This window comes from Streptomyces sp. NPDC014882, assembly GCF_043081325.1.
GTDB lineage: Bacteria > Actinomycetota > Actinomycetes > Streptomycetales > Streptomycetaceae > Streptomyces.
On the sequence record NZ_JBIBWL010000005.1, the window covers coordinates 77,777 to 99,601 of the forward strand.

The 21,825-nt window shown below is 73.5% G+C and carries 21 protein-coding genes and 1 tRNA gene; 14 read left to right on the top strand and 8 right to left on the bottom strand.

Annotated elements, in window-relative coordinates:
* Nucleotides 1-209 precede the first annotated feature (209 nt).
* Complete coding sequence (locus ACF09K_RS13955) at nucleotides 210-1,001, bottom strand: class I SAM-dependent methyltransferase (RefSeq protein WP_392243330.1); 792 nt, start codon at nucleotides 999-1,001, stop codon at nucleotides 210-212.
* Between the two features lie 287 nt (nucleotides 1,002-1,288).
* Here ACF09K_RS13955 and mshA point away from each other — a divergent pair, with 287 nt between their 5' ends.
* Together mshA and ACF09K_RS13965 are read left to right on the top strand one after the other, a co-directional pair.
* Entirely contained in the window at nucleotides 1,289-2,626 is a 1,338-nt protein-coding gene (gene mshA / locus ACF09K_RS13960) for a D-inositol-3-phosphate glycosyltransferase (RefSeq protein ID WP_392243331.1), read from the top strand.
* Nucleotides 2,619-3,182, top strand: a complete 564-nt coding sequence (locus ACF09K_RS13965; RefSeq protein ID WP_392243333.1) for a YbjN domain-containing protein — start codon at nucleotides 2,619-2,621, stop codon at nucleotides 3,180-3,182. Before mshA ends, ACF09K_RS13965 begins: the two co-directional genes overlap by 8 nt.
* A 176-nt stretch (nucleotides 3,183-3,358) precedes the next feature.
* On the opposite strand, the gene ACF09K_RS13970 is transcribed toward ACF09K_RS13965, so the two are convergent.
* On the bottom strand, nucleotides 3,359-4,237 hold the full coding sequence (locus tag ACF09K_RS13970) for a helix-turn-helix domain-containing protein (protein ID WP_392243335.1): 879 nt from the start codon (nucleotides 4,235-4,237) through the stop codon (nucleotides 3,359-3,361).
* On the opposite strand from ACF09K_RS13970, the gene ACF09K_RS13975 reads away from it, so the two are divergent.
* Nucleotides 4,236-4,712, top strand: a complete 477-nt coding sequence (locus tag ACF09K_RS13975) for a DUF2000 family protein (protein WP_392243336.1) — start codon at nucleotides 4,236-4,238, stop codon at nucleotides 4,710-4,712. The two genes, ACF09K_RS13970 and ACF09K_RS13975, sit on opposite strands and share 2 nt — an antisense overlap.
* A gap of 31 nt (nucleotides 4,713-4,743) precedes the next feature.
* Here ACF09K_RS13975 and ACF09K_RS13980 read toward each other — a convergent pair whose 3' ends face one another.
* Nucleotides 4,744-6,123 carry an MDR family MFS transporter gene (locus ACF09K_RS13980; RefSeq protein WP_392243338.1) on the bottom strand — a complete coding sequence of 460 codons (1,380 nt, stop codon included), beginning with the start codon at nucleotides 6,121-6,123 and terminating at the stop codon, nucleotides 4,744-4,746.
* A gap of 162 nt (nucleotides 6,124-6,285) precedes the next feature.
* On the opposite strand from ACF09K_RS13980, the gene ACF09K_RS13985 reads away from it, so the two are divergent.
* From ACF09K_RS13985 to ACF09K_RS13995, 3 genes are all read left to right on the top strand, one after another.
* Nucleotides 6,286-7,047 carry a phosphoglyceromutase gene (locus ACF09K_RS13985; RefSeq protein WP_363086845.1) on the top strand — a complete coding sequence of 254 codons (762 nt, stop codon included), beginning with the start codon at nucleotides 6,286-6,288 and terminating at the stop codon, nucleotides 7,045-7,047.
* A gap of 175 nt (nucleotides 7,048-7,222) precedes the next feature.
* The gene (locus tag ACF09K_RS13990) at nucleotides 7,223-7,999 is read left to right on the top strand and encodes a 2OG-Fe dioxygenase family protein (RefSeq protein WP_392243339.1); all 777 of its coding nucleotides are present in this window, start codon (nucleotides 7,223-7,225) and stop codon (nucleotides 7,997-7,999) included.
* A 98-nt stretch (nucleotides 8,000-8,097) separates the two neighbouring features.
* Nucleotides 8,098-8,172 (top strand) — tRNA-Trp (locus tag ACF09K_RS13995).
* A 307-nt stretch (nucleotides 8,173-8,479) separates the two neighbouring features.
* On the opposite strand, the gene ACF09K_RS14000 is transcribed toward ACF09K_RS13995, so the two are convergent.
* The 3 genes from ACF09K_RS14000 to phoU all read right to left on the bottom strand — a co-directional run bounded on the left by ACF09K_RS14000 (nucleotide 8,480) and on the right by phoU (nucleotide 10,183).
* Nucleotides 8,480-8,728: an SCO4226 family nickel-binding protein gene (locus ACF09K_RS14000; RefSeq protein ID WP_392243340.1), complete on the bottom strand. Its 249-nt coding sequence runs from the start codon at nucleotides 8,726-8,728 to the stop codon at nucleotides 8,480-8,482.
* A gap of 254 nt (nucleotides 8,729-8,982) precedes the next feature.
* Nucleotides 8,983-9,135, bottom strand: a complete 153-nt coding sequence (locus ACF09K_RS14005) for a hypothetical protein (protein ID WP_392243342.1) — start codon at nucleotides 9,133-9,135, stop codon at nucleotides 8,983-8,985.
* Nucleotides 9,136-9,481: 346 nt separating this feature from the next.
* The gene (phoU, locus tag ACF09K_RS14010; RefSeq protein WP_392243344.1) at nucleotides 9,482-10,183 is read right to left on the bottom strand and encodes a phosphate signaling complex protein PhoU; all 702 of its coding nucleotides are present in this window, start codon (nucleotides 10,181-10,183) and stop codon (nucleotides 9,482-9,484) included.
* Nucleotides 10,184-10,406: 223 nt separating this feature from the next.
* On the opposite strand from phoU, the gene ACF09K_RS14015 reads away from it, so the two are divergent.
* The gene (locus ACF09K_RS14015; protein ID WP_392243346.1) at nucleotides 10,407-11,756 is read left to right on the top strand and encodes a sensor histidine kinase; all 1,350 of its coding nucleotides are present in this window, start codon (nucleotides 10,407-10,409) and stop codon (nucleotides 11,754-11,756) included.
* Complete coding sequence (locus ACF09K_RS14020) at nucleotides 11,753-12,433, top strand: response regulator transcription factor (RefSeq protein WP_073941673.1); 681 nt, start codon at nucleotides 11,753-11,755, stop codon at nucleotides 12,431-12,433. Before ACF09K_RS14015 ends, ACF09K_RS14020 begins: the two co-directional genes overlap by 4 nt.
* 174 nt (nucleotides 12,434-12,607) lie before the next feature.
* Here ACF09K_RS14020 and ACF09K_RS14025 read toward each other — a convergent pair whose 3' ends face one another.
* Nucleotides 12,608-13,258, bottom strand: a complete 651-nt coding sequence (locus tag ACF09K_RS14025; RefSeq protein ID WP_392243347.1) for a DUF461 domain-containing protein — start codon at nucleotides 13,256-13,258, stop codon at nucleotides 12,608-12,610.
* A gap of 652 nt (nucleotides 13,259-13,910) precedes the next feature.
* On the opposite strand from ACF09K_RS14025, the gene ACF09K_RS14030 reads away from it, so the two are divergent.
* From ACF09K_RS14030 to ACF09K_RS14055, 6 genes are all read left to right on the top strand, one after another.
* The gene (locus ACF09K_RS14030; RefSeq protein ID WP_003953493.1) at nucleotides 13,911-14,393 is read left to right on the top strand and encodes a CarD family transcriptional regulator; all 483 of its coding nucleotides are present in this window, start codon (nucleotides 13,911-13,913) and stop codon (nucleotides 14,391-14,393) included.
* A 325-nt stretch (nucleotides 14,394-14,718) separates the two neighbouring features.
* Nucleotides 14,719-15,471, top strand: a complete 753-nt coding sequence (gene ispD / locus ACF09K_RS14035; RefSeq protein WP_392243348.1) for a 2-C-methyl-D-erythritol 4-phosphate cytidylyltransferase — start codon at nucleotides 14,719-14,721, stop codon at nucleotides 15,469-15,471.
* Nucleotides 15,461-15,979: a 2-C-methyl-D-erythritol 2,4-cyclodiphosphate synthase gene (ispF, locus tag ACF09K_RS14040; RefSeq protein ID WP_392243350.1), complete on the top strand. Its 519-nt coding sequence runs from the start codon at nucleotides 15,461-15,463 to the stop codon at nucleotides 15,977-15,979. Before ispD ends, ispF begins: the two co-directional genes overlap by 11 nt.
* A gap of 440 nt (nucleotides 15,980-16,419) precedes the next feature.
* Nucleotides 16,420-17,820, top strand: a complete 1,401-nt coding sequence (gene cysS / locus ACF09K_RS14045; RefSeq protein WP_392243351.1) for a cysteine--tRNA ligase — start codon at nucleotides 16,420-16,422, stop codon at nucleotides 17,818-17,820.
* Between the two features lie 109 nt (nucleotides 17,821-17,929).
* Nucleotides 17,930-18,871, top strand: a complete 942-nt coding sequence (gene rlmB / locus ACF09K_RS14050) for a 23S rRNA (guanosine(2251)-2'-O)-methyltransferase RlmB (RefSeq protein WP_392243353.1) — start codon at nucleotides 17,930-17,932, stop codon at nucleotides 18,869-18,871.
* Between the two features lie 196 nt (nucleotides 18,872-19,067).
* The gene (locus tag ACF09K_RS14055; RefSeq protein WP_392243354.1) at nucleotides 19,068-20,792 is read left to right on the top strand and encodes a DoxX family membrane protein; all 1,725 of its coding nucleotides are present in this window, start codon (nucleotides 19,068-19,070) and stop codon (nucleotides 20,790-20,792) included.
* Between the two features lie 251 nt (nucleotides 20,793-21,043).
* Here ACF09K_RS14055 and ACF09K_RS14060 read toward each other — a convergent pair whose 3' ends face one another.
* A complete protein-coding gene (locus tag ACF09K_RS14060; protein WP_392243356.1) occupies nucleotides 21,044-21,775 on the bottom strand; it encodes an NDP-sugar synthase in 732 nt (243 codons plus the stop codon).
* Nucleotides 21,776-21,825 lie beyond the last annotated feature (50 nt).

Here is a 21,825-nt window from a genome sequence, read left to right on the forward strand (position 1 = left end):
CGGGGCGGGTCCGAAGTGGGCTGGTCGGGGCGGGCCGGAGCCGGATCAGGTGAACGAGGCGCCGCCGGGCAGGTGTTCTGTCCGGTGTCATCCGGATTCCGCCGGATGCCGTCCCGGGCGCGGCGCCGGGCCGCGCACGAGAGGCCGCCCCGATTCCCGCCGCGGTCCCGGCCGGGGCCCGCCGGGACCCCGGCCGTGTTTGCCGTGCGCTAACCGCGCGGCGCCAACGCCTCCCACGCCACGGTCACCTCTCCCTGCCGCCACCGTGCCGGCCCGTCCGTCACCGGCCAGTCGGCGGCCAGGGCCCGCGCCGCGCGGATCCACCGCTGGCGGGCGCCGTAGGAGGCGTAGGGGGCGGCCGCGGCCCAGGCGCGGTCGAAGTCGCGGAGGAAGGCGTGCACGGGTTCGCCGGGCACGTTGCGGTGGATCAGCGCCTTCGGGAGCCGTTCCGCGAGGTCCGAGGGCCGCTCCAGGGAGCCCAGCCGGGTCGCGAAGGTGACCGTGCGCGGCCCCTCCGGCCCGAGCGCGACCCACACGTGCCGCCGCCCGATCTCGTCGCACGTCCCCTCGACGAGCAGCCCGCCCCGTCGCCCGCTCGCGGGGTCGGCGGGGGCGAGCCGGGAGCGCAGCCGCTCCCAGACCGCGGCGACCTCGTCCTCGTCGTACTGGCGCAGCACGTTCGCGGCGCGAATGAGGTGCGGCGGCCGGGTCACCGGGACCTCGAAGCCGCCGTGCCGGAAGACGAGGCCCTCGCGCTCGTACGGTCCCGCGGTGGCGACCCGGGCCGGTTCGATCTCGACGCCCACCACGCGCGTGCGCGGTGCGACGGACCGCAGCCGGGACAGCAGCTCGACGGCCGTCCAGGGCGCGGCGCCGTAGCCGAGGTCCACGGCCACGGGACCGTCGGCGCGGCGCAGCTCGGACCCGTGGACCGCGGCGATCCAGCGGTCCATGCGACGCAGCCGGTTGGGGTGGGTGGTCCCGCGCGTGACCGTTCCCACGACGGAGTTCCCCCCGCTCGAGCGAAGCCGAGAGCGGGGGAGGGACGGCGAACGGGGAGGCATGCCCACGAGGGTATGCGGTACCCGGCGGGGGAGGACCCGCCGGTCACCCGCCCCCTGACGCCTCCCGCCCTCGAACGGTTGAGCGACAAACGGTAACGGCCAGGCAAAAACCGCCCGGCAGCACATCCGTACGGAATGGGACTACCTCGCTCCGGCGTTGCAATCCCTCGGAGGGCGCCCCACACCCTCCGCCCGGCATGTCCGCAGCAAGGAGGAAACGCCACGTGAGCCAGTACGTCAGCAGGCTCGGGCGTCGCTCTTCGGCGGCACCCCCACGGCTGCGGCTGCACCGCCGTCCCCGGCGTGTCGCCATGCTCTCCGTGCACACCTCGCCCCTCCACCAGCCCGGCACCGGCGACGCCGGCGGCATGAACGTATACATCGTGGAGCTGGCGCAGCGCCTCGCCGCGATCAACATCGAGGTGGAGATCTTCACCCGCGCCACCACCGGCGGCCTCCCGCCCACCGTCGAACTGGCGCCCGGAGTCCTCGTCCGGCACGTCGACGCCGGCCCCTACGAGGGCCTCGCCAAGGAGGAGCTGCCCGCGCAGCTGTGCGCCTTCACGCACGGCGTCATGCAGGCCTGGGCCGGACACCGCCCCGGCCACTACGACCTCGTGCACTCGCACTACTGGCTCTCCGGCCACGTCGGCTGGCTCGCCGCCCAACGCTGGGGCACGCCCCTCGTCCACGCCATGCACACCATGGCCAAGGTCAAGAACGCCAGCCTCGCCGACGGCGACACCCCCGAACCCGCCGCCCGCGTCATCGGCGAGATGCAGATCGTCGCCGCCGCCGACCGCCTCATCGCCAACACGGCCGAGGAGGCCGGCGAACTCGCCCGGCACTACGGCGCCGACCCCGGCAAGATCGCCGTCGTCCACCCCGGCGTCAACCTCGACCGCTTCCGCCCGGCCGACGGCCGGGCCGCCGCCCGCGCCCGCCTGGGCCTCCCGCAGGACGCCCTGATCCCGCTCTTCGCCGGCCGCATCCAGCCCCTCAAGGCCCCCGACGTGCTGCTGCGCGCCGTCGCGGCCCTCCTCGACGAGCGCCCCGACCTGCGGCCGACGATGGTCGTCCCGGTCGTCGGCGGCCCCAGCGGCAGTGGCCTCGCCAAACCGGAGGGCCTGCAGAAGCTGGCCGCGCGGCTCGGCATCTCCGACGTCGTGTGGTTCCGGCCGCCCGTCGGGCAGGAGCAGCTCGCCGACTGGTTCCGGGCCGCGTCCGTGCTCGTCGTGCCGTCCTACAGCGAGTCGTTCGGCCTGGTCGCCATAGAGGCGCAGGCCACCGGCACACCGGTGCTCGCGGCCTCGGTCGGCGGACTGCCGGTGGCCGTCCGCGACGGCGAGACCGGCTTCCTGGTGCGGGGCCACGAACCGGCCCCCTACGCGCGCGTGCTCGCCGAACTCGCCGACCACCCCGAGCTGACCGCCCGCATGGGCGCGGCGGCCGCCCGGCACGCCCAGTCCTTCGGCTGGGACACCGCGGCCGCCGCGACCGCCGACGTCTACACGGCCGCCGTGCAGGCCCACCGCCGTCACGTACGCTCCCAGCATGGGTGACGCCAGCACGAGTGATGCCAGCACCGGTGCTTCCGGCAGGAGCGGTTCCGGCGGGAGCGACGCGGAGAGGACGGCCGCGCGGGTCATCGAGGACGTCCTGAAGGACGCCGAGCTGGAGTGGGAGAGCCCCGATCCCGGCAGCTACGTCGTCCAGCTCCCCGGCACCCGCAAACTGAGGACGACCGTCTCCCTCATCGTCGGCCGCCACTCCCTGTCGCTGAACGCCTTCGTCATCCGCCACCCCGACGAGAACGAGGCGGGCGTCCACCGCTGGCTCCTGGAGCGCAACCTCAAGCTGTACGGCGTGAGTTACGCGGTCGACCCCCTCGGCGACGTCTACGTCACCGCCCGCCTGCCCCTTGCCACGGTCACCCCCGAGGAGACCGACCGCCTCCTCGGCCAGGTCCTGGAGGCCGCCGACGGCGCCTTCAACACCCTGCTGGAGCTGGGCTTCGCCTCCGCGATCCGCAAGGAGTACGCCTGGCGCGTCTCCCGCGGCGAGTCCACCCGCAACCTGGACGCGTTCCGCAACCTGACGCGACGACCCCCCGAGTAGCCACCTGCCCTCCGTCGCCGACCTGCTGCCGTCCCGCCACCGGTCCACAGCGGCCCCCCGGTCCCCGCCGGCCCGAGGAGGTCACGCGCGTACGGGGCCGAACCGGCCGCCCAGGGGGCGCGTTCGCCGCACGGGCGGCCGGGTGCAGGGCGTCCACGGTCGCGGGCGGTCGGGGGTCAGGGCGTCCACGTCGACATCGGGCAGCCGCCCGCGGAACCGGGGGCGCGCACGGGCCCGAGCGCGCCCCCGGAGCCGTACCGTCCCGGTGTCACCCCCACCAACCTGCGGAAGTGCCGGGTGAGATGAGCCTGGTCGTAGAAGCCCGCGGCCACCGCGACCTCGCCCGGCGGCAGCCCGTCGAGCAGCAGCCGGCGGGCCCGGTCCACCCGCCGGGCGGTCAGGTACTGGTGCGGCGCGATGCCGTACGCCCCGCTGAACGCCCGTACCAGATGCGTCGGATGGGCCTGGAGCAGTCCGGCCGCCGTGTCCAGCGTCAGTCCCTCCGGCACGCGCGCGTCGAGCAGTTCCCGCAGCCGGCGCGCCAGGACGGGGTCGCGCGACGGTGTCCGTACGGCCCGGCCGGGCCGCAGCAGTCCGCGCAGCCGCTCGCCGACGAACGCCAGCCGGCTGTCGGCCTCCAGCTCGTCGCCGGGCCGGGACAGCGCGCCGTGCAGCCGGCCCACCCGCCGCCGCAGCACCGGATCCCGCAGATCGGGCCCGTCCACGGCCGGCCCGATCAGCTCCTCGCCGAGCACGCTCGCGTCGAGGTACAGCACCCGCTTGCGGAAGCCGTCCGGGGTGACGGCGGAACCGTTGTGCGGCACGTGCGGCGGCAGCAGCGACACGGTGTCGTGCGGGGTGCCGTGCTCATGCCGGTCGAGGTCGTACCGTACGGCCCCGTCGTCGACGATGAGCAGCGTCCACGCCTCGTGCACGTGCATCGGATAGGCGTAGTCGGTGAAGCGGGCGTGGAAGACCTCCACGACACCCGGGACCTGCGGGCGCCAGGCGCGGACGTCGGCGGTCGGCTGCCGGGCCGGGCGGGAAGCGGCCATGCAAAGAACGTACAAGACGCCCCCGTGTGCCGGACGGCAGTCTCGGGGCATGAGCACCGAACCCCTTCGCTTCGACACGAAGATCGCCGTCCTGCTGCGCGAGGACCTGGAGACCTGGCAGCGCCTGAACGTCACCGCCTTCCTGGTCAGCGGCCTGGGCACGGAGGTGCCCGAGGTCGTCGGGGAGCCGTACGAGGACGCGGACGGCGTCCCCTATCTGCCGATGTTCCGCCAGCCCGTGCTGGTCTTCGAGGGCGGCAAGGAGACCCTGGCGGCGGCCCACGCGCGCGTGCTCTCCCGGTCCCTCCCGCGCGCCGTGTTCACCGGCGACCTCTTCGCCACCGGCAACGACCGCGACAACCGGGCGGCGGTACGGGCCGTGCCGACGGGCGCACTGGATCCGGTGGGCCTGGCGGTGTACGGGCCGCGGAACGCGGTGGACAAGGTGCTGAAGGGGGCGCGGATGCATCCGTGAGGATCCGTGAGGCAGGCGGGGCGGGCCCCGCTCAGGCGGTCGCGACGTCCGCCGGGGCCGCGGCCGGCCCCTCGCCGGCGAGGTCCGTGGCGCGCTCCGCGGCGGGCTCGCCGGTGCGTGCCGCCGCCGGCCCGGTCGCGGGCTCCTCCGCGGGCAGGCGCCGCATCAGCACCGCGTACCCGGCGCCCGCCGCCGTCCCGACGACCGCGCACAGTCCCCACAGCCACTCCGCGCCGTACCGGTCGATGACGACACCGGACATCAGCGGGGCGACGAGCGAGGCCACCGCCCACGACAGGGTGTACATGCCCTGGTAGCGGCCGCGCCCGTGGACGGGGGAGAGGCGGACCACGAGCCCGGTCTGGGTCGGCGCGTTGACGATCTCGGCGAGCGTCCACACGCAGACGGTGAGCGCGAACACGCCGACCGATCCCGCGAAGGCGGTGAGCCCGAAGCCGTACCCCGCGAGCACGGACGAGACCACCAGCAGCCGGCCCGGGTCGCGGTGCTGGATGAAGCGGGTGACGGGGATCTGGAGGACGACGATCAGGACGCCGTTGACGGCGATCGCCATGCCGTAGTCGGCCGGGGTGAAGCCGGCCGCGCCCATCGCCACCGGCAGGCCGATCGCGCCCTGCTGGAAGATGAACGCGACCAGGAACGACAGCCCGACCACCCCCATGAACCGCCGGTCGCGCAGGACGGTCCCCAGCCCGACGGCCTCCTCCGGAGCACCCTTGCCGCCCTCGTCCCCCTTGCTGCCCTTGCTGCCCTTGTTGCCCTTGCCGCCCGCGCCCGGCTGCTCCGGCCGTGACTCGGGCAGCTTCAGGAAGACGACGATCGCGCAGGCCAGGGTCATGCCGGCCTCGATCAGGAAGCCGGCGAGGTAACTGAACTCGGCGATGAACCCGGCGCCCATGGACGAGATCGCGAAGCCGAGGTTGATGGCCCAGTAGTTCAGGGAGAACGCCCGGACCCGGTCCTCCGGCCGCACGATGTCGGCCATCATCGCCTGCACGGCGGGCCGGGAGGCGTTGGAGGCCATGCCGACGAGGAAGGCGACACCGGCGATGGCGAGCGGGTGGTGCACGAAGCCGAGCGCCGCCACGGACAGCGCGGTGGCGGTCTGCGCCACGAGCATCGTGGGCCGCCGCCCCAGCCGGTCGGCCATGACGCCGCCGCCGAGGGACGAGACGACCCCGCCCAGCCCGTGCAGCGCGGCGACGAGACCGGCGTACGAGGCGGAGTAGCCGCGGTCGAGGGTGAGGTACAGCGCCATGAAGGTGGCGACGAAGGCGCCGAGCCGGTTCACCAGGGTGCTGATCCACAGCCACCAGAACTCGCGGGGCAACCCGGAGACCGTCTCCCGGGCGGCATGCCGGAAGGCTCTGACGGAGACGACGGACGGCATGACGGATCCCCCGGATGTAAGCGGCGCAGGCGGTGCCTAGAACTTACGAGGGGCCGGGCCCCGGCGACCACTCGATTAACAGATCCCGTCAACCGTCCGCCGGCTGTCCGCCCCTCGGGCACGGGGCACCGGCCCCCAAAACCTTGGATTACGCTCATAGCCATGGCCGACGCACCGTACAAGCTGATCCTCCTCCGCCACGGCGAGAGCGAGTGGAACGCGAAGAACCTGTTCACCGGCTGGGTGGACGTCAACCTCAACGAGAAGGGCGAGAAGGAGGCGGTCCGCGGCGGTGAGCTGCTCAAGGACGCCGGCCTGCTGCCCGACGTGGTCCACACGTCCCTCCAGAAGCGCGCGATCCGCACCGCGCAGCTGGCCCTCGAGGCCGCCGACCGCCACTGGATCCCGGTCCACCGCTCCTGGCGCCTGAACGAGCGTCACTACGGCGCCCTCCAGGGCAAGGACAAGGCCCAGACGCTCGCCGAGTTCGGCGAGGAGCAGTTCATGCTCTGGCGCCGCTCCTACGACACCCCGCCCCCGCCGCTGGACCGCGACGCCGAGTACTCCCAGTTCGACGACGCCCGTTACGCGACCCTGCCGCCGGAGCTGCGCCCCCGGACGGAGTGCCTGAAGGACGTCGTCGTCCGCATGCTCCCGTACTGGTTCGACGCCATCGTCCCCGACCTCCTCACCGGCCGCACGGTCCTGGTCGCCGCCCACGGCAACTCGCTCCGCGCCCTGGTCAAGCACCTGGACGGCATCTCCGACGCCGACATCGCGGGCCTGAACATCCCCACGGGCATCCCCCTGTCCTACGAACTGGACGCCGACTTCAAGCCGCTCACCCCCGGCGGCACCTACCTCGACCCCGAGGCGGCCGCAGCGGCCATCGAGGCGGTCAAGAACCAGGGCAAGAAGAAGTAGCCTTCGCGATCACGTCCCCGGCCTGCGCTTACGGCGTGGGGCGGGGGCTTTTTCATGGTCCGGTCTCTCTGCGGGACCTCGTCCGGCGGGGTTCTGGGGCGGTCGGAGCGCATGGTCGAGTGCCGTCCGGGACGCAGCGGATGCGGAGCCTCGTGCCGCATCCGAGCATGGGTCCATGGGCGAAGGACACCGCAGCGCAGTGGGCCGGGACCACGGGATCAGCCGCGTGGCCGTGGATGACGTCCGCCGACCGGTCGAGGAGGCCTGCCGGGCTCTCGTCTCGGTGGGCTGCCACGTCATGGCGCCGCCCGCCGTCTCGACGTGTCTGGGCACGGACGAGCAGGGGTGGGCGCGGTTCGCCGCGCACTGGGAGGATCTGGCGCCGGACCCCTACGCGGCCGAGACGGGGACACGGCGGCTGCGACGCTACGGGCACTTCTCCCTGTCCCGCGCGGGGGAGCTCCGGACGAGGCCGCACGGCGCCTTCGTCCAGCCGGAGGAGAGCAATCCGCTGTATGTGGAGGTGAACCGTCACTTCGAACCGTTGACCGATGCCTTCCTGCGTGAGCCTCTGCTGGCAGCACTGCTCCGCATGCTCGGCCGGGTCGCCGCATGCCTGGACGCCGCGGACGAGTGGAGTGCCGAGGTGCACCCCTTCAGGGTCGTGGCCGAGGCCGGCAACGGGGGGCGGCCCACGCCCGAGGGACGACACCGCGACGGAGTCACCCTGGTCACCTCCTTGCTCATCGACCGGGTGAACGTCGTCGGTGGCGAGAGCACGGTGTCCACCCCGGACGGCGCCGAACTGCTGACCGCGACTCTCAGCCGTCCCGGCACCCTGCTCCTGGGCGACGACCGCACGACGTTGCACGAGGTCTCACCGGTCCGCCCGCTGGACGCCGGCCGGCCCGCCCACCGAGACGTCCTGGTCACCACCCTCGCGCGTGGCTGAGCGCGCCGCCCGGACCGGGGACACGCGTTCACGGCCGTCGTCACCCGTCCGACCCGCCACCGCGGAAGTGACCGGGAGGACTAGGATCCCGGCCGGGCGAAGCCGTAGCGCAGAGGTGGTCGCGCGCGGTCTCCAAAACCGCGAGGACGCCGGTTCGAATCCGGCCGGCTCCGCCCGCCTCGGCCACGCGTCCACGGGCAGGGCGCAAGGTCGCAAGGGCGCGGGAAGTCCCGTCGGCGGCGGTACGGATCAGGTGCGGCCGGGGATCGGCCGAGTGTCCGACCGCGCTGTGACAGTCCCGTTCCGGAGTGTCTCCGACGTCCACGGCCGACATCGGCAACGCCCGGCGCGGGCGTGCGCCGGTGTCCCCGCCCGGCCGTCGTACCGGTCGACGGCAGCGGTGCGGGGGGCCTGCCGGTGGGGCCGGGCACCGTCTCCGTGGGCCGGGACCGTCTCCGTCGCCGATGGCGCGGGCCCCGGTCACACCGACAGTGGCACCGCGTGGATCTCGTCCGCCTTGTGGCCCGCGCGTTCGTGGACGCGCTGGACCGCCTCCGCGGAGGGGCCCTCGGACAGGCAGTAGACGGTGCCGGACTCCGGGTCCGCCCAGGCGCCCTCGAAGTGGACGCTCTCCTCCGCCTCGATCGCGAGGTCGGCCTGGTGGGCCTGGTGGAGTTGGTCGGCGGTGATGCCCTTCATGCCGTGGTGGACGTCCATGAACCTGGTCATGACCGCATCCCCTTTCTCACGCAGGCACGCCGCGCATGAGGGCCCGCCTGCCGCCGCTCTCTCCATGCTGCGCCCGTACGTCCGCGCTCGCGCGGGCAGGGGACGCGTCAGGGGAGGAGCCGGGAGGGCGAGGAGGGGCCCGGGAGAGGAGCAGGAGGGAGCCAGGGGGGAGCCAGGGGGACGGCCGGGAGGGGAGGAGCGTGAGAAGAGGGGGCCGGCGCGTCCCGCGGCCGGCCCCCTCTCCTCGTAGCGTCTCAGCCGCACTGGCAGGGGCTGCCCGACTGGCAGCCGCAGCCGCACCCCGAGCCGCAGCCGCACGCCGCGAGCAGGGGCATGTTCCTGATCTCGGCGGGTTGCTCGGTCGGGTGGTCCTGGGTGGGGTCGGGCTTGCCGGGGGCTTCGGCCATGGGTTCCTCCTGGAGGCCTGGAGGCAGGAGCGCCTGTGCCCAGTTCACGCCCGTGGGGGCGGGCGCATCAACGGCGCACGGGGGCTTCCGGGAGCCTCCGGCCCGTGCCGGAGGGGACGTACCGCGCCCCCTCCGGCGACGCGCCCACGGGACGGACCGCGCGGACCGCGCCCCTCGGGCGGCCCCGCCGCAGAGGGCTCGACGGACCGCGCCGACCCCGGCCCGTTCCACCAGCGCGCCGGCCACGCCTCCTCCACCAGCGCGCCGGCCACGCCTCCTCCACCAGCGCGCCGGCCACGCCTCCTCCACCACCGCGCCGGCCGCGCACCCTCCGGCCGCGCGCCGGCTACGCCTCCTCCGGCCCCGCGACGGGCTGGATCTCGGTCGCCAGGTCCTGCTGGAGGTTGTCCGCGTGTTCGCCCGTCACCAGGAACACGACGCGCTTGGCGACGGCCACCGCGTGGTCGGCGAAGCGCTCGTAGTAGCGGCCGAGCAGCGTCACGTCGACGGCCGTCTCGATGCCGTGCTTCCAGCGGTCGTCGATCAGGTGCTGGAAGAGAGTGCGGTGCAGCAGGTCCATCGCGTCGTCGTCGGTCTCCAGCTGGAGCGCGAGGTCGACGTCCTTCGTGATGATCACCTCGGCCGCCTTGGCCATCAGGCGCTGCGCGAGCTGCCCCATCTCCAGGATGGTGGCGTGCAGGTCCTGCGGCACCGCCCGCTCGGGGAAGCGCAGCCGGGCCAGCTTCGCCACGTGCTGGGCGAGGTCGCCGGAGCGCTCCAGGTCGGCCGACATGCGCAGCGACGTGACGACTATGCGCAGGTCGGTCGCCACCGGCTGCTGGCGTGCGAGCAGCGCAATGGCCCGCGCCTCGAGGTCGTGCTGAAGCTCGTCGACCTTCTGGTCGGCCTCGATCACGCTCTCGGCCAGCTTGAGATCGGCATCGAGGATGGCGGTCGTGGCGCGCCCGATCGCCGACCCCACCAGCCGGGCCATCTCCACCAGACCGTCGCCGATCGAGTCCAGTTCCTCGTGGTACGCGTCCCGCATCAGGGTTCCCTCTCGTACGTGGTTCTCCGGGGTTCCGGGGGCCTGAACCGGCCATGGAACCGGCGCTGCGAACCCCACGGTGCCACGGTCCGCCCCGTACGCGTCGGATTCCGTCACCCCAAATGAACCACCCCTGGCTCCAAGGTGAACTCTGGGCGACGAGTGTTCGAGGTCGCACCTCGATGGCTGTGGCCAGGCCGTACGGCATGCCTAACCTGGACGCATGGACGTGAACGCGGCGGTCGCCGCAGCGGCAGCGATCGCCGGGGTGCTCACCGGTGTCATCGCCGTGCTGGCGTTCCGTTGGAGCGAACGCGACCAGAACCGACCCACCAGGACCTCCTTGCACACCGATCCCGTGCTTCCGCCGGGCGTGGACACCGTCCTGTCCGTGCTCCGTTCCTCGGCCGTCGTCCTCGACGAGGCCGACGCCGTCGTCAAGGCGAGTTCCGCCGCGTACGCCCTCGGGCTGGTCCGCGGCGGCAAGCTCGCCGTCGAACCGATGCTCCAGATGGCACGCGACACCCGACGCGACGGCGAGATACGGCAGGTGGAGCTGGACCTGCCCCGGCGCGGCACCGGCCGGGGCGAGGCCCTCGCGGTGTCGGCCCGGGTGGCTCCGCTCGGCTCCCGGCTCGTCCTCCTGCTCGTCGAGGACCTCACCGAGGCCCGGCGCATCGAGGCCGTCCGCCGCGACTTCGTCGCGAACGTCAGCCACGAGCTGAAGACCCCGGTCGGCGCCCTCTCGCTGCTCTCCGAGGCCGTCATGGACGCCTCCGAGGACCCCGAGGCGGTGGAGCGCTTCGCCGGCCGGATGCAGATCGAGGCGACCCGTCTGACCAACCTGGTCCAGGAGCTGATCGACCTCTCCCGGGTCCAGAACGACGACCCCCTCGAGGACGCCGAACCGGTCCGCGTCGACGAACTCGTCGCCGAGGCCGTCGACCGCTGCCGGCACCAGGCCGGCGCCAAGCAGATCACCATGGCCGCGAACGTGGGGGCGGCCGAAGGACTCGAGCCCGGTGCCGGTCAACGGGCGGAGGGCACCGCCGACCTGCGCGTCTGGGGAAACCGGGGCCAGCTGGCCGCGGCCCTCGGCAACCTGGTCGAGAACGCCGTCAACTACTCACCCGCCCGCACCCGCGTCGGCATCGCCGCCCGTCGGGTCACCGTGCACGGCGGGGAACTGATCGAGATCGCCGTGACCGACCAGGGCATCGGCATCTCGGACAAGGACAAGGAGCGCATCTTCGAGCGCTTCTACCGGGTCGATCCCGCCCGCTCCCGTGCCACCGGCGGTACGGGCCTCGGGCTGGCGATCGTCAAACACGTGGCCGCCTCGCACGGCGGGGAGGTCACGGTGTGGAGCGCAGAGGGACAGGGCTCCACGTTCACGCTGCGACTGCCGGAGGCGGGCGCCGCCCGCGACCGTGCCCAGCAGCACCCCGACCTCGACGACCACGTGGAGGGCGGGTCCTCCGCCGGCACCCCCCATGCCTCACCCGCTTCACCTGCTTCACCCCCTGAGTCAACCGCGTACCAGACGCTTTCCGCCCCGGAGGTCCTTCCGTGACCCGTGTGCTCGTCGTCGAGGACGAGGAGTCCTTCTCCGACGCCCTGTCGTACATGCTCCGCAAGGAGGGCTTCGAGGTCGCCGTCGCGACCACGGGGCCCGACGGGCTCGACGAGTTCGAGCGCAACGGCGCCGACCTCGTGCTTCTCGACCTGATGCTGCCGGGGCTGCCCGGCACGGAGGTCTGCCGCCAGCTGCGCGGCCGCTCCAACGTCCCCGTGATCATGGTGACGGCCAAGGACAGCGAGATCGACAAGGTGGTCGGCCTCGAGATAGGTGCCGACGACTACGTCACCAAGCCGTTCTCCTCCCGTGAGCTGGTGGCCCGCATCCGCGCGGTGCTGCGGCGCCGCGGGGAGCCGGAGGAGGTCGCCCCGGCGGCCCTGGAGGCCGGCCCGGTCCGGATGGACGTCGACCGCCACGTCGTCACCGTCTCCGGTTCCAAGGTCGACCTCCCCCTCAAGGAGTTCGACCTCCTGGAGATGCTGCTGCGCAACGCGGGCCGCGTCCTGACCCGCATGCAGCTCATCGACCGGGTCTGGGGCGCGGACTACGTCGGCGACACCAAGACCCTCGACGTCCACGTCAAGCGCCTCCGCGCGAAGATCGAACCCGACCCGGGCGCCCCGCGGTACCTGGTGACGGTGCGGGGCCTCGGCTACAAGTTCGAGCCGTAGACCGCGAGCAGCCGGCAGCCGGCAGCCAGCCGTGAGCCGCGAGCCGTGAGTGGTGATCCGTGAGTGGTGATCCGCCGGGGCTCATGACGAAGGGGCGGCACCCCGCCGGGGGTGCCGCCCCTTCGCCCTGCGTACGTGCCGGGCGTACGGCGCCCGGCCCGCTGCCGTCTCCGACTACGAGGCGCTCGGGGAGGCCGTGCCGCCCGGGCCCTGGCTCTCGGTGCCCGGGCTCGCGGAGGCCGACTCGCCGGCGGACGGGGACTCGGAGGCGGACGGCGACTCGGAGGCGGACTCCGCCGGAGCGCTCGGGACGTCGCTCGGACCCCACTCGGCGAAGTAGTGCTCGGCCGGGACGACGAAGGCGCGCAGGCTGATCTCGCCGGTCTCGCTGAAGGTGAAGGTGACCTTCTGGGCGTTGCCGTCCTGGACCGCCTCGGGGGTGCTGGAGAGGCTGGCGGTGGCGTTGTTCTCGCCGCCGATGACGACGGAGCCGCCGGCCGGGACGGTCAGCTTGCCGTCGCCCTTCGCGGGCTTGATCTCGGCGGTGCCGGGGGCACCGTCCACGGCGATGGACTCCAGGGTCTGCGCCTTGCTGCCGCTGTTGAAGACGGTCGCGGAGATGGCGGCGGGGCCCGTGGCCTCCGGGTCGGGCTGGGTGATGATGACGACGTTCTGCAGTTTGATGTCGCCCACGCTGGTGGCGGCGTTGTCCGGCTTGATCTGCAGTGTCTGGGGGTCGTTGCCGGCGCCGCAGGCGGCGAGCGTGGCGATCGAGAACACGAGGGCGGAGGCGGCGAGGGCGCCGCGTCGAAGGCTGCTGCTCACGGCGGCGGCAACTCCTTGGGAACGCAGGGGCAGCTCCTTGGATAAAGCCGCCCTAAGGGTCTGTCAGCGGCCTTAGGTTACCGAGCCGTTCCCGCACGGCCGCACCCGACCCGCCTCTGGAGCGGTCCGGGCCCACATCGGCCGCCGTGAGAGGCCCCTCGTCACCGTGGTCACCACCGTCCTGGCGGCCATAAGCGGCCTGTGAGCCGCATCGTCTTCCGGGCGATCGCGCCGGGACGTGGCCGCGCATTCACATAAGCGCCGCTCACCGGTGGTCGTGGATTTTCCGTGCGGGAATGCGGGGGCGTCGGGAGAATTGATCATCGCCTGTTCGGCCGGTCGTGTGATCAATTCCGGAAACGGCTCGGATCCTGCTCCGGACGCCGAACGGAGTAGCGGAAGTCGCACATCTGGAAGCGGACATTTGGGGATGTTCGGACACCTGGAGGGGTCTCCGGGCGCGTGTGACATGCGCGTTTCGGCGCCCGCGGAGAGCCGCTCCGACCTGCGAATACCTGCTTCCGTCGCCCGGTCGCAGCACGTTCCTGTTGCTGTTGTCAAGCCCCGAGATATGCCCTGACCTGCGAAAACGTCATTCAGAACCCGCAGTTTCCGTGTTACCCTGGATAGCCACGGAAGGGGTACCTGTCACATGACGTTCAAGGTTGGCGACACCGTGGTCTATCCCCATCACGGGGCCGCGCTGATCGAGGCCATCGAAACTCGCCAGATCAAAGGCGTGGACAAGACCTACTTGGTGCTGAAGGTCGCCCAGGGTGACCTGACGGTACGTGTGCCGGCGGACAATGCGGAGTTCGTGGGCGTGCGTGATGTGGTCGGTCAGGACGGGCTGGACCGGGTCTTCGAGGTGCTGCGCGCGCCGTATGCCGAGGAGCCCACGAACTGGTCGCGTCGTTACAAGGCAAATCTGGAGAAGCTCGCCTCCGGCGACGTCATCAAGGTCGCGGAAGTCGTGCGTGACCTGTGGCGCCGTGAGCGCGAGCGCGGACTCTCCGCCGGTGAGAAGCGCATGCTCGCCAAGGCCCGCCAGATCCTGGTGAGCGAGCTCGCGCTCGCGGAGAACACGAACGAGGACAAGGCCGAGGCCCTGCTCGACGAGGTCCTCGCGTCCTGACGCCGAGACCCGCCGGCCTCAGCTCGCTCAGCGCAGTGAACATGCCGTGGTGCCCGATGACGTATCCCCGTCGCCGGGCGCTGCGGCATGTTCATGCCCGAAACGCCGGCATTCCGAAACGCCGACGCGCCTGCGCCGATTGCCGTGCGTGTTCACCTCGGACGCACACCCCGAAATCCGGATGCGCACCCCCGGAGTCCGGCGTGCCGGGCCCCGGCCGCTCACTGCCTCGACCGGTGTCACGGAAGGGGTCGGTCAAGGCGTCGCGCCCGGCACGCTGTCTCCGTACCCACGTAGGCCGAGCACACAAACCTGACAGGAACCGATGTCTGACGATTCGCTTCCCGCCCCCGTCCCCGCCCGCACGGCCGCGGTGATCCCGGCCGCCGGCCGGGGCGTACGCCTCGGTCCGGGCGCGCCCAAAGCGCTCCGCACGCTGGGCGGGACCCCCATGCTGATCCACGCGGTGCGGGCCCTGGCCGCGTCCCGCGCCGTCTCCCTCGTCGTCGTCGTGGCCCCGCCGGACGGCGCCGCCGAGGTCAGGTCGCTGCTCGACGCGCACGCGCTGCCCGACCGCACCGACTTCGTCGTCGTCCCCGGCGGCGAGACCCGCCAGGAGTCGGTGCGGCTCGGCCTCGACGCCCTGCCGCCCGGCCACGACATCGTCCTCGTGCACGACGCCGCCCGGCCGCTGGTGCCCGTCGACACCGTCGACGCCGTGATCGAGGCCGTCCGCGACGGCGCCCCCGCCGTCGTGCCGGCGCTGCCGCTCGCGGACACCGTCAAGGAGGTCGAACCGGCCGAGGTCCCCGGCGCGCCCGAACCGGTCGTCGCCACGCCCGAGCGGGCGCGGCTGCGGGCCGTGCAGACGCCGCAGGGCTTCGACCGCGCCACCCTCGTGCGTGCCCACGAGACCGTCACCGACGACGTCACCGACGACGCCGGCATGGTCGAGCGGCTCGGCCTGACCGTCGTGGCCGTCCCCGGTCACGAGGAGGCCTTCAAGGTCACCCGCCCGCTGGACCTCGTCCTCGCGGAGGCGGTCCTCGCCCGCAGGAGGCTCAACGATGGCTTCTGAGACGACCCCGGCGCCGCCCCTGCCGCCCGTGCTGCCCCAGGTCGGCATCGGCACCGACATCCACGCCTTCGAGGAGGGCCGCGAGCTGTGGTGCGCGGGCCTGCGGTGGGAGGGCGAGGGACCGGGTCTGGCCGGTCACTCCGACGCGGACGTCGTCGCGCACGCCGCGTGCAACGCGCTGTTCTCCGCCGCGGGGCTCGGCGACCTCGGACAGCACTTCGGCACCGGCCGTCCCGAGTGGTCCGGCGCCTCGGGCGTGACGCTGCTGACGGAGGCGGCCCGGATCGTGCGCGCGGCCGGCTTCGGCATCGGCAACATCGCCGTCCAGGTCGTCGGCCCCCGCCCCAAGATCGGCAAGCGCCGCGAGGAGGCGCAGAAGATCCTCTCCGAGGCGGCGGGGGCGCCGGTGTCGGTGTCGGGCGCGACGACGGACGGGCTGGGCTTCCCCGGCCGGGACGAGGGCCTGATGGCGGTGGCGACGGCACTGGTGGTGCGGCGACAGGGCTGAGGACGGCGGCGACGCGGGGACGGCGGCGACGCGGGGACCGCTGAGGGCGGGCCCGTCCGCGCCCGTCCGGTCAGTCCGGGCAGTCCGGGCAGGCGCGGACTTCCGGCCCGTCCGGCCCGATCGGACGGGCGTGGGCCTCCGGTGCCGTCGGCTGCGGGCTCGCGGCTCCGCCAGTAGCGGGCTCCCGGCTCCGTCGGCCGGAGGCTCTCGGCCTCATCGGCTGCGGGCTCGCGGCTCCGCCAGTAGCGGGCTCCCGGCTCCACCGACCGTGAGGCCCCGGCTTCGGCGGTCGTGGGCTCCCGGCTCCATAGGCCGCAGGGCCCCGACTCCCTCGGCCGCGGGACCCCGCCACCGTCGGCCGGTGGGCCCCGCCACCGCGGGGTCACCGGCAAACCGGTGAAGGGTGTCGGGCACCCGCCCACGCCCACTACCCTGGAGCGGTGACCATTCGCCTGTACGACACCAGCGCCCGGCAGATCCGTGACTTCGCCCCGCTCACGCCGGGTTGCGTCTCGATCTACCTGTGTGGTGCCACCGTGCAGGCGGCCCCGCACATCGGGCACATCCGCTCCGGCCTGAACTTCGACATCATGCGCCGCTGGTTCACCCACCGCGGCTACGCCGTCACGTTCATCCGGAACGTCACCGACATCGACGACAAGATCATCGCCAAGTCGCGCGACCAGGACCGACCCTGGTGGTCCATCGGGTACGAGAACGAGCGGGCGTTCGGCGACGGCTACCAGGCCCTCGGCTGCCTCCCGCCGACCTACGAGCCGCGGGCCACCGGGCACGTCCCCGAGATGATCGAGATGATGCGCGGGCTCATCGAGCGCGGGCACGCCTACGAGGCCGACGGCAGCGTCTACTTCGACGTGCGTTCCTTCCCCGGCTACCTGGCGCTGTCCAACCAGGACATCGACGACCTGCGCCAGCCGGCCGAGGACGGCATCACCGGCAAGCGCGACCCCCGCGACTTCGCGATGTGGAAGGCCACCAAGCCGGGCGAGCCCGACTGGGAGACCCCGTGGGGCCGCGGCCGTCCCGGCTGGCACCTGGAGTGCTCGGCGATGGCCCACAAGTACCTGGGCTCCGCCTTCGACATCCACGGCGGCGGCCTGGACCTGATCTTCCCCCACCACGAGAACGAGATCGCCCAGGCCCAGGCCTACGGCGACGAGTTCGCGCGGTACTGGGTGCACAACGCCTGGGTCACCATGAGCGGCGAGAAGATGTCCAAGTCGCTCGGGAACAGCGTGCTGGTCTCCGAGATGGTCAAGCGGTGGCGCCCCATCGTGCTGCGCTACTACCTGGGCACCCCGCACTACCGCTCGATGATCGAGTACAGCGAGGAGGCCCTGCGCGAGGCCGAGTCGGCGTTCGCGCGGATCGAGGGCTTCGTGCAGCGCGTCGTCGAGATGGCCGGGGGAGTCGTCGAGCCCGCCGCCGACGTGCCGCCCGCCTTCGCCGAGGCGATGGACGACGACCTGGGCGTCCCGCAGGCCCTCGCCGTCCTGCACACCACCGTCCGGCAGGGCAACTCCGCCCTGGCCGCCGACGACAAGGAAGCCGCCGTGGCCCGCCTCGCCGAGGTGCGCGCCATGCTCGGCGTCCTCGGCCTGGACCCCCTCGACCCGCACTGGGCCGGGGAGACCGACCGGGGCGAGGACCTGCACGGCGTCGTCGACACCCTCGTCCGCATGGTCCTCGACCAGCGGGAGGCGGCGCGCGGCCGCAAGGACTGGGCCACCGCGGACGCCATCCGCGACCAGCTCAACCAGTCCGGGCTGTCCATCGAGGACGGCCCCCAGGGGCCGCGCTGGACGCTCGGCCCGCGCTGAGCGGCCCTGATCGATCCTTGATGCATCCTTGATCGATTGTGCCGCCCGGGTGTCCGGGCGGCACACTGCATTACGTACGCACGCACGCTTCACGACAGACGGGTAGGTCATGGCAGCCAACAACCGCCGCATGTCCGGCAAGAAGGGCGCGCAGGTCGGCAGTGGCGGCCAGCGGCGCCGGGGCCTGGAGGGCAAGGGTCCGACCCCGCCCGCCGAGATGCGCAAGGGCCACAAGAAGAACCGCCTCGCCACCGCGAAGGCCAAGCAGACCGCGCGCCGTCCGGTGCCCCGCGGCCGCGGCGGCAAGTCGGCCTCCGAACTGGTCGTCGGCCGCAACCCGGTCGTGGAGGCGCTCCGTGGTGGCGTGCCCGCCTCCACGCTGTACGTCCAGCAGTTCATCGACAACGACGAGCGGGTGCGCGAGGCGCTCCAGCTCGCGGCCGAGCGCGGCGGCATCAACCTCATGGAGGCCCCGCGCCCCGAGCTGGACCGCATGACCAACAACCTCAACCACCAGGGCCTGGTCCTCCAGGTCCCGCCGTACGAGTACGCGCACCCCGAGGACCTGGCGGCCGCCGCCTACGACGACGGCGAGGACCCGCTCATCGTGGCCCTCGACGGCGTGACCGACCCGCGCAACCTCGGCGCCGTCGTCCGCTCGGTCTCCGCCTTCGGCGGCCACGGCGTCGTCGTCCCCGAGCGCCGCGCGGCCGGCATGACCGCCGGCGCCTGGAAGACGTCCGCCGGCGCGGCGGCCCGCACGCCGGTGGCCCGCGCCACCAACCTCACCCGCGCCCTGGAGGCGTACAAGAAGGCCGGCATCACGATCGTCGGTCTGGCCGCCGACGGCGAGACCGAGATCGGCGAGCTGGCGGCCCTGAGCGGCCCGGTCGTCATCGTCGTCGGCAGCGAGGGCAAGGGCCTGTCCCGTCTCGTCGGCGAGACCTGCGACCACCGGGTGCGCATCCCCATGCCGGGCGGCGCGGAATCGCTCAACGCCGGTGTGGCGGCGGGGATCGTGCTCTACGAGGCGGCCCGGCGCAGGGACTGACACGGGCCGGATCCGCAACGGGGGCCCGGGGCCGGGGCTGCCTCGTCCCGGACCCGGCGGCCGGTGGCGGACGGTTCGCACGCCCGTCCGCCGGATCCCCCTCGCGGGGTGATTCCGGCGCGTCGGGCAACCTTGACGCTGTCCGGACAGATCCGGCGGGTCAAGGCAGTGTCCTAAGGACACATCACTCGGTTAGATGAGTGTGGACACCAGAACACCCCGCACACCCACGGGGGACCTCTCGTCGGGCTTCGACGACGCTCCCGCGCTGAGCATGGTGAAGGTGCCGAGCGACCCGGCGCAGATCATCGTCAATCACGCGAGTTTCCGCGTGCAGCTGGGAGCGTCGGCACGACGCAGCCCGTCCCCGCGGATCTCCCGGCACGCGAGCGTCGCCGGGGACACCGCGCGCATCCCCGTCGCCGGGGGCGGTGCCGCCCGTCGTCGGCCGGTCGTCTGGAGCGGCCGGTCCGCACCGGACGACACCGGCGCCCACCGGCTGCTCCAAGCCGTGCGGGCGGGCAGCGTCGGCCACGGCGAACCGCCCGCCGACGCCGGAGCCACCCAGGTCATCCCCCGCGTGGGGACCGACGACGGCTACGCCGGCGACTTCACCGCGCACACCCTCGAAACCCCCCTCGTCGGCGCCCAGCGCACCCACGGCGACGGCGAACAGCGGATCCTGCCGCAGATGCGCACCGTCGGCAGCGCCTACGACGAGCCCGGCCACGGCGGCTACGGCTACGGCTACGGCTACGACCGGTCCGGTCACGGCGACTCCGGGTACGGCGACTCGGGGTACGGCGACTCCGGCTACGACCGGCCGGCCCACGACGACGGCAGGTTCGAGGAGTTCGCGGAGGCCGCCGCCGCGGCGGACACCGGCCCGCGCGGCAGACGGCACGGCAGCGACCCGGCCCGGCACGTCTACTACCCCGGCCGCCGGATGAACCTCGGCGTCGTCCTGCTCCCGCTGCGCATCCTCCTCGGCTTCATCTCCGTCTACGCCGGCATGAGCAAGCTGTGCGACCCCGTCTACTTCGACGGCGGCGAGCGCGGCTCCATGGTGAAGTGGCTCAACACCCTGCACCCGTGGGAAGTCGCCGAGCCGCTGCGCCAGTTCGCCCTGCACCACCCCGTCGGATCCGGTCTCGTCATCGCCTTCCTCCAGGTCGTCGTGGGCGTCCTCACGGTCCTGGGCTGCTGGCAGCGGGTCGCGGCCGGCTTCGGCGCCATGCTCTCGGCCGCGCTCCTGCTCACCGTCAGCTGGAAGACCGTCCCGGTCTACGAGACGCCCGACATCATCTACCTCGCCGCCTGGTCGCCGCTGGTCATCGCCGGCGCCCCCGTCTACTCCGTCGACGGCCGCCTCGCGGCCGCCGCCTGGCGGCGGCTCGGCCCGCGGTCCGACCTGTGGGAGCTGCGCCGTTACGTGCTGCGCCGCGGCACCCTCGTCACCGCGATCGTCGTCGGGCTCACCCTGCTGACCGGATCGCTGCTCGGCGCCGCCGTCCGCGACGCCGACCGCGTCGTCGTCCCCGGCCCGGGTGAGGCCCCGCGCAACGAACTGCCCGGCTCGCCGCTCCCCGAGGAGTCCGACGGGCGCCGGCCGAGCAGGACGCCGTCCGCCTCCACCTCCCCGACACAGGGCAGCACCTCCGAGGCGCCGGCGCGGGACGAGGACTCCGCCCCGGACGCCACGCGGGACACCGGGACCGCCACGAGCGGCGCCCCCAGCCAGACCCAGGGCACCGGCGGCGGCGAGGCCCCGCCGGAGCGGTCCAGCCCGGTCGAGGAGGCCCCCAGCACCAGCGCGGGACCCACCTCCGGCGGCACCAGCACCTCCGGTTCCACCGGCGGCTCCGGCGGCGGCTCCCCGTCGGCGGACCAGCCCGGACTGGTGGGCGGCCTCCTCGGCTAGACGGCCGCCCCCGCCCGTACGACGAGGGGCCCCCCCCCGCCCCGGGGGGGGGGGGGGGCCCCCCCCCCCGGGGGGGGGCCCCCCCCCCCGGCCGCGGGCCGCCCCGTGCGTGGGGGGCCCCCGCCCCCCCCCCCCGGCGGGGGGGGCGGGGGCCCCCCGGGCGCCCCCCCCCCCCCCCCCCCCCCCGGGGGGGGGCCCCCCCGGGGGGGGGGGCGGGCGGGGGGCCCCTCGTCCCGTCGGGTGTCAGGCCGTCAGCGGCCGAGCGCGGCCAGTTCCTTGGCCGCCTCCGTGAGGTCCTTCGCCGTGTCGATGGCACGCCAGTAGGCGCCCTGCGGGATCGGGAACCCGGCCAGCCGCAGCTCGCGGGCCAGCCGCGGGAACGTGGTCCGCTCGTGGTCCCCGCGCTCGGGCAGCAGCCCGGCGAACTCGGGGGAGAAGACGTAGACGCCCGCGTTGACCTCGTACGTCGTGGGCGGGGCCTCGATGAAGTCCGTGATGTGACCGAAGCCGTCCGTCTGCACGGCCCCCCAGGGAATGCGCGGCCGGGCCAGCGCGAGGGTGGCGACCGCGCCGCGCTCGGTGTGGAAGTCCGCCATGTCGCGCAGCGAGAAACGGGTCCAGATGTCGCCGTTGGTGGCGTACCAGGGCCGCTCGGGGTGGGGCAGGCGGGCGGCCGCGTACTTCAGGCCGCCGCCGCGGCCGAGGGGCTCGGTCTCGACGACCGTGGTGACCCTCAGCGGCAGGTCGGCGGAGTTCAGCCAGTTCTCCAGGACGTCGGCGAGGTGGCCGCACGAGACCACGACGTCCGTCACGCCCTCCTCGGCGAGCCAGCCCAGCTGGTGGCCGATGATCGGCGTCCCCGTCCCGGGGATCTCGACCATCGGCTTGGGCCGGTCGTCGGTGTAGGGACGCAGCCGGGACCCCTGGCCGCCGGCCAGGATGACGGCTTGCGTGGGTCGGGACGCGGCGCGCGGATCGGTCATGCCCGAACTGTACGCGGCGCCCCCGACCCGTCGGGAGGCTCCCCTGCGAG

Coding starts and splice junctions, on each gene's coding strand:
- ACF09K_RS13965 (WP_392243333.1), top strand. CDS start 2,619: ATGGGTGACGCCAGCACGAGTGATGCCAGCACCGGTGCTTCCGGCAGG.
- ACF09K_RS13975 (WP_392243336.1), top strand. CDS start 4,236: ATGCAAAGAACGTACAAGACGCCCCCGTGTGCCGGACGGCAGTCTCGG.
- ACF09K_RS13970 (WP_392243335.1), bottom strand. CDS start 4,237: ATGGCCGCTTCCCGCCCGGCCCGGCAGCCGACCGCCGACGTCCGCGCC.
- ACF09K_RS13980 (WP_392243338.1), bottom strand. CDS start 6,123: ATGCCGTCCGTCGTCTCCGTCAGAGCCTTCCGGCATGCCGCCCGGGAG.
- ACF09K_RS13985 (WP_363086845.1), top strand. CDS start 6,286: ATGGCCGACGCACCGTACAAGCTGATCCTCCTCCGCCACGGCGAGAGC.
- ACF09K_RS13990 (WP_392243339.1), top strand. CDS start 7,223: ATGGGCGAAGGACACCGCAGCGCAGTGGGCCGGGACCACGGGATCAGC.
- ACF09K_RS14000 (WP_392243340.1), bottom strand. CDS start 8,728: ATGACCAGGTTCATGGACGTCCACCACGGCATGAAGGGCATCACCGCC.
- ACF09K_RS14005 (WP_392243342.1), bottom strand. CDS start 9,135: ATGGCCGAAGCCCCCGGCAAGCCCGACCCCACCCAGGACCACCCGACC.
- phoU (WP_392243344.1), bottom strand. CDS start 10,183: ATGCGGGACGCGTACCACGAGGAACTGGACTCGATCGGCGACGGTCTG.
- ACF09K_RS14015 (WP_392243346.1), top strand. CDS start 10,407: ATGGACGTGAACGCGGCGGTCGCCGCAGCGGCAGCGATCGCCGGGGTG.
- ACF09K_RS14030 (WP_003953493.1), top strand. CDS start 13,911: ATGACGTTCAAGGTTGGCGACACCGTGGTCTATCCCCATCACGGGGCC.
- ispD (WP_392243348.1), top strand. CDS start 14,719: ATGTCTGACGATTCGCTTCCCGCCCCCGTCCCCGCCCGCACGGCCGCG.
- ispF (WP_392243350.1), top strand. CDS start 15,461: ATGGCTTCTGAGACGACCCCGGCGCCGCCCCTGCCGCCCGTGCTGCCC.
- rlmB (WP_392243353.1), top strand. CDS start 17,930: ATGGCAGCCAACAACCGCCGCATGTCCGGCAAGAAGGGCGCGCAGGTC.
- ACF09K_RS14055 (WP_392243354.1), top strand. CDS start 19,068: ATGAGTGTGGACACCAGAACACCCCGCACACCCACGGGGGACCTCTCG.
- ACF09K_RS14060 (WP_392243356.1), bottom strand. CDS start 21,775: ATGACCGATCCGCGCGCCGCGTCCCGACCCACGCAAGCCGTCATCCTG.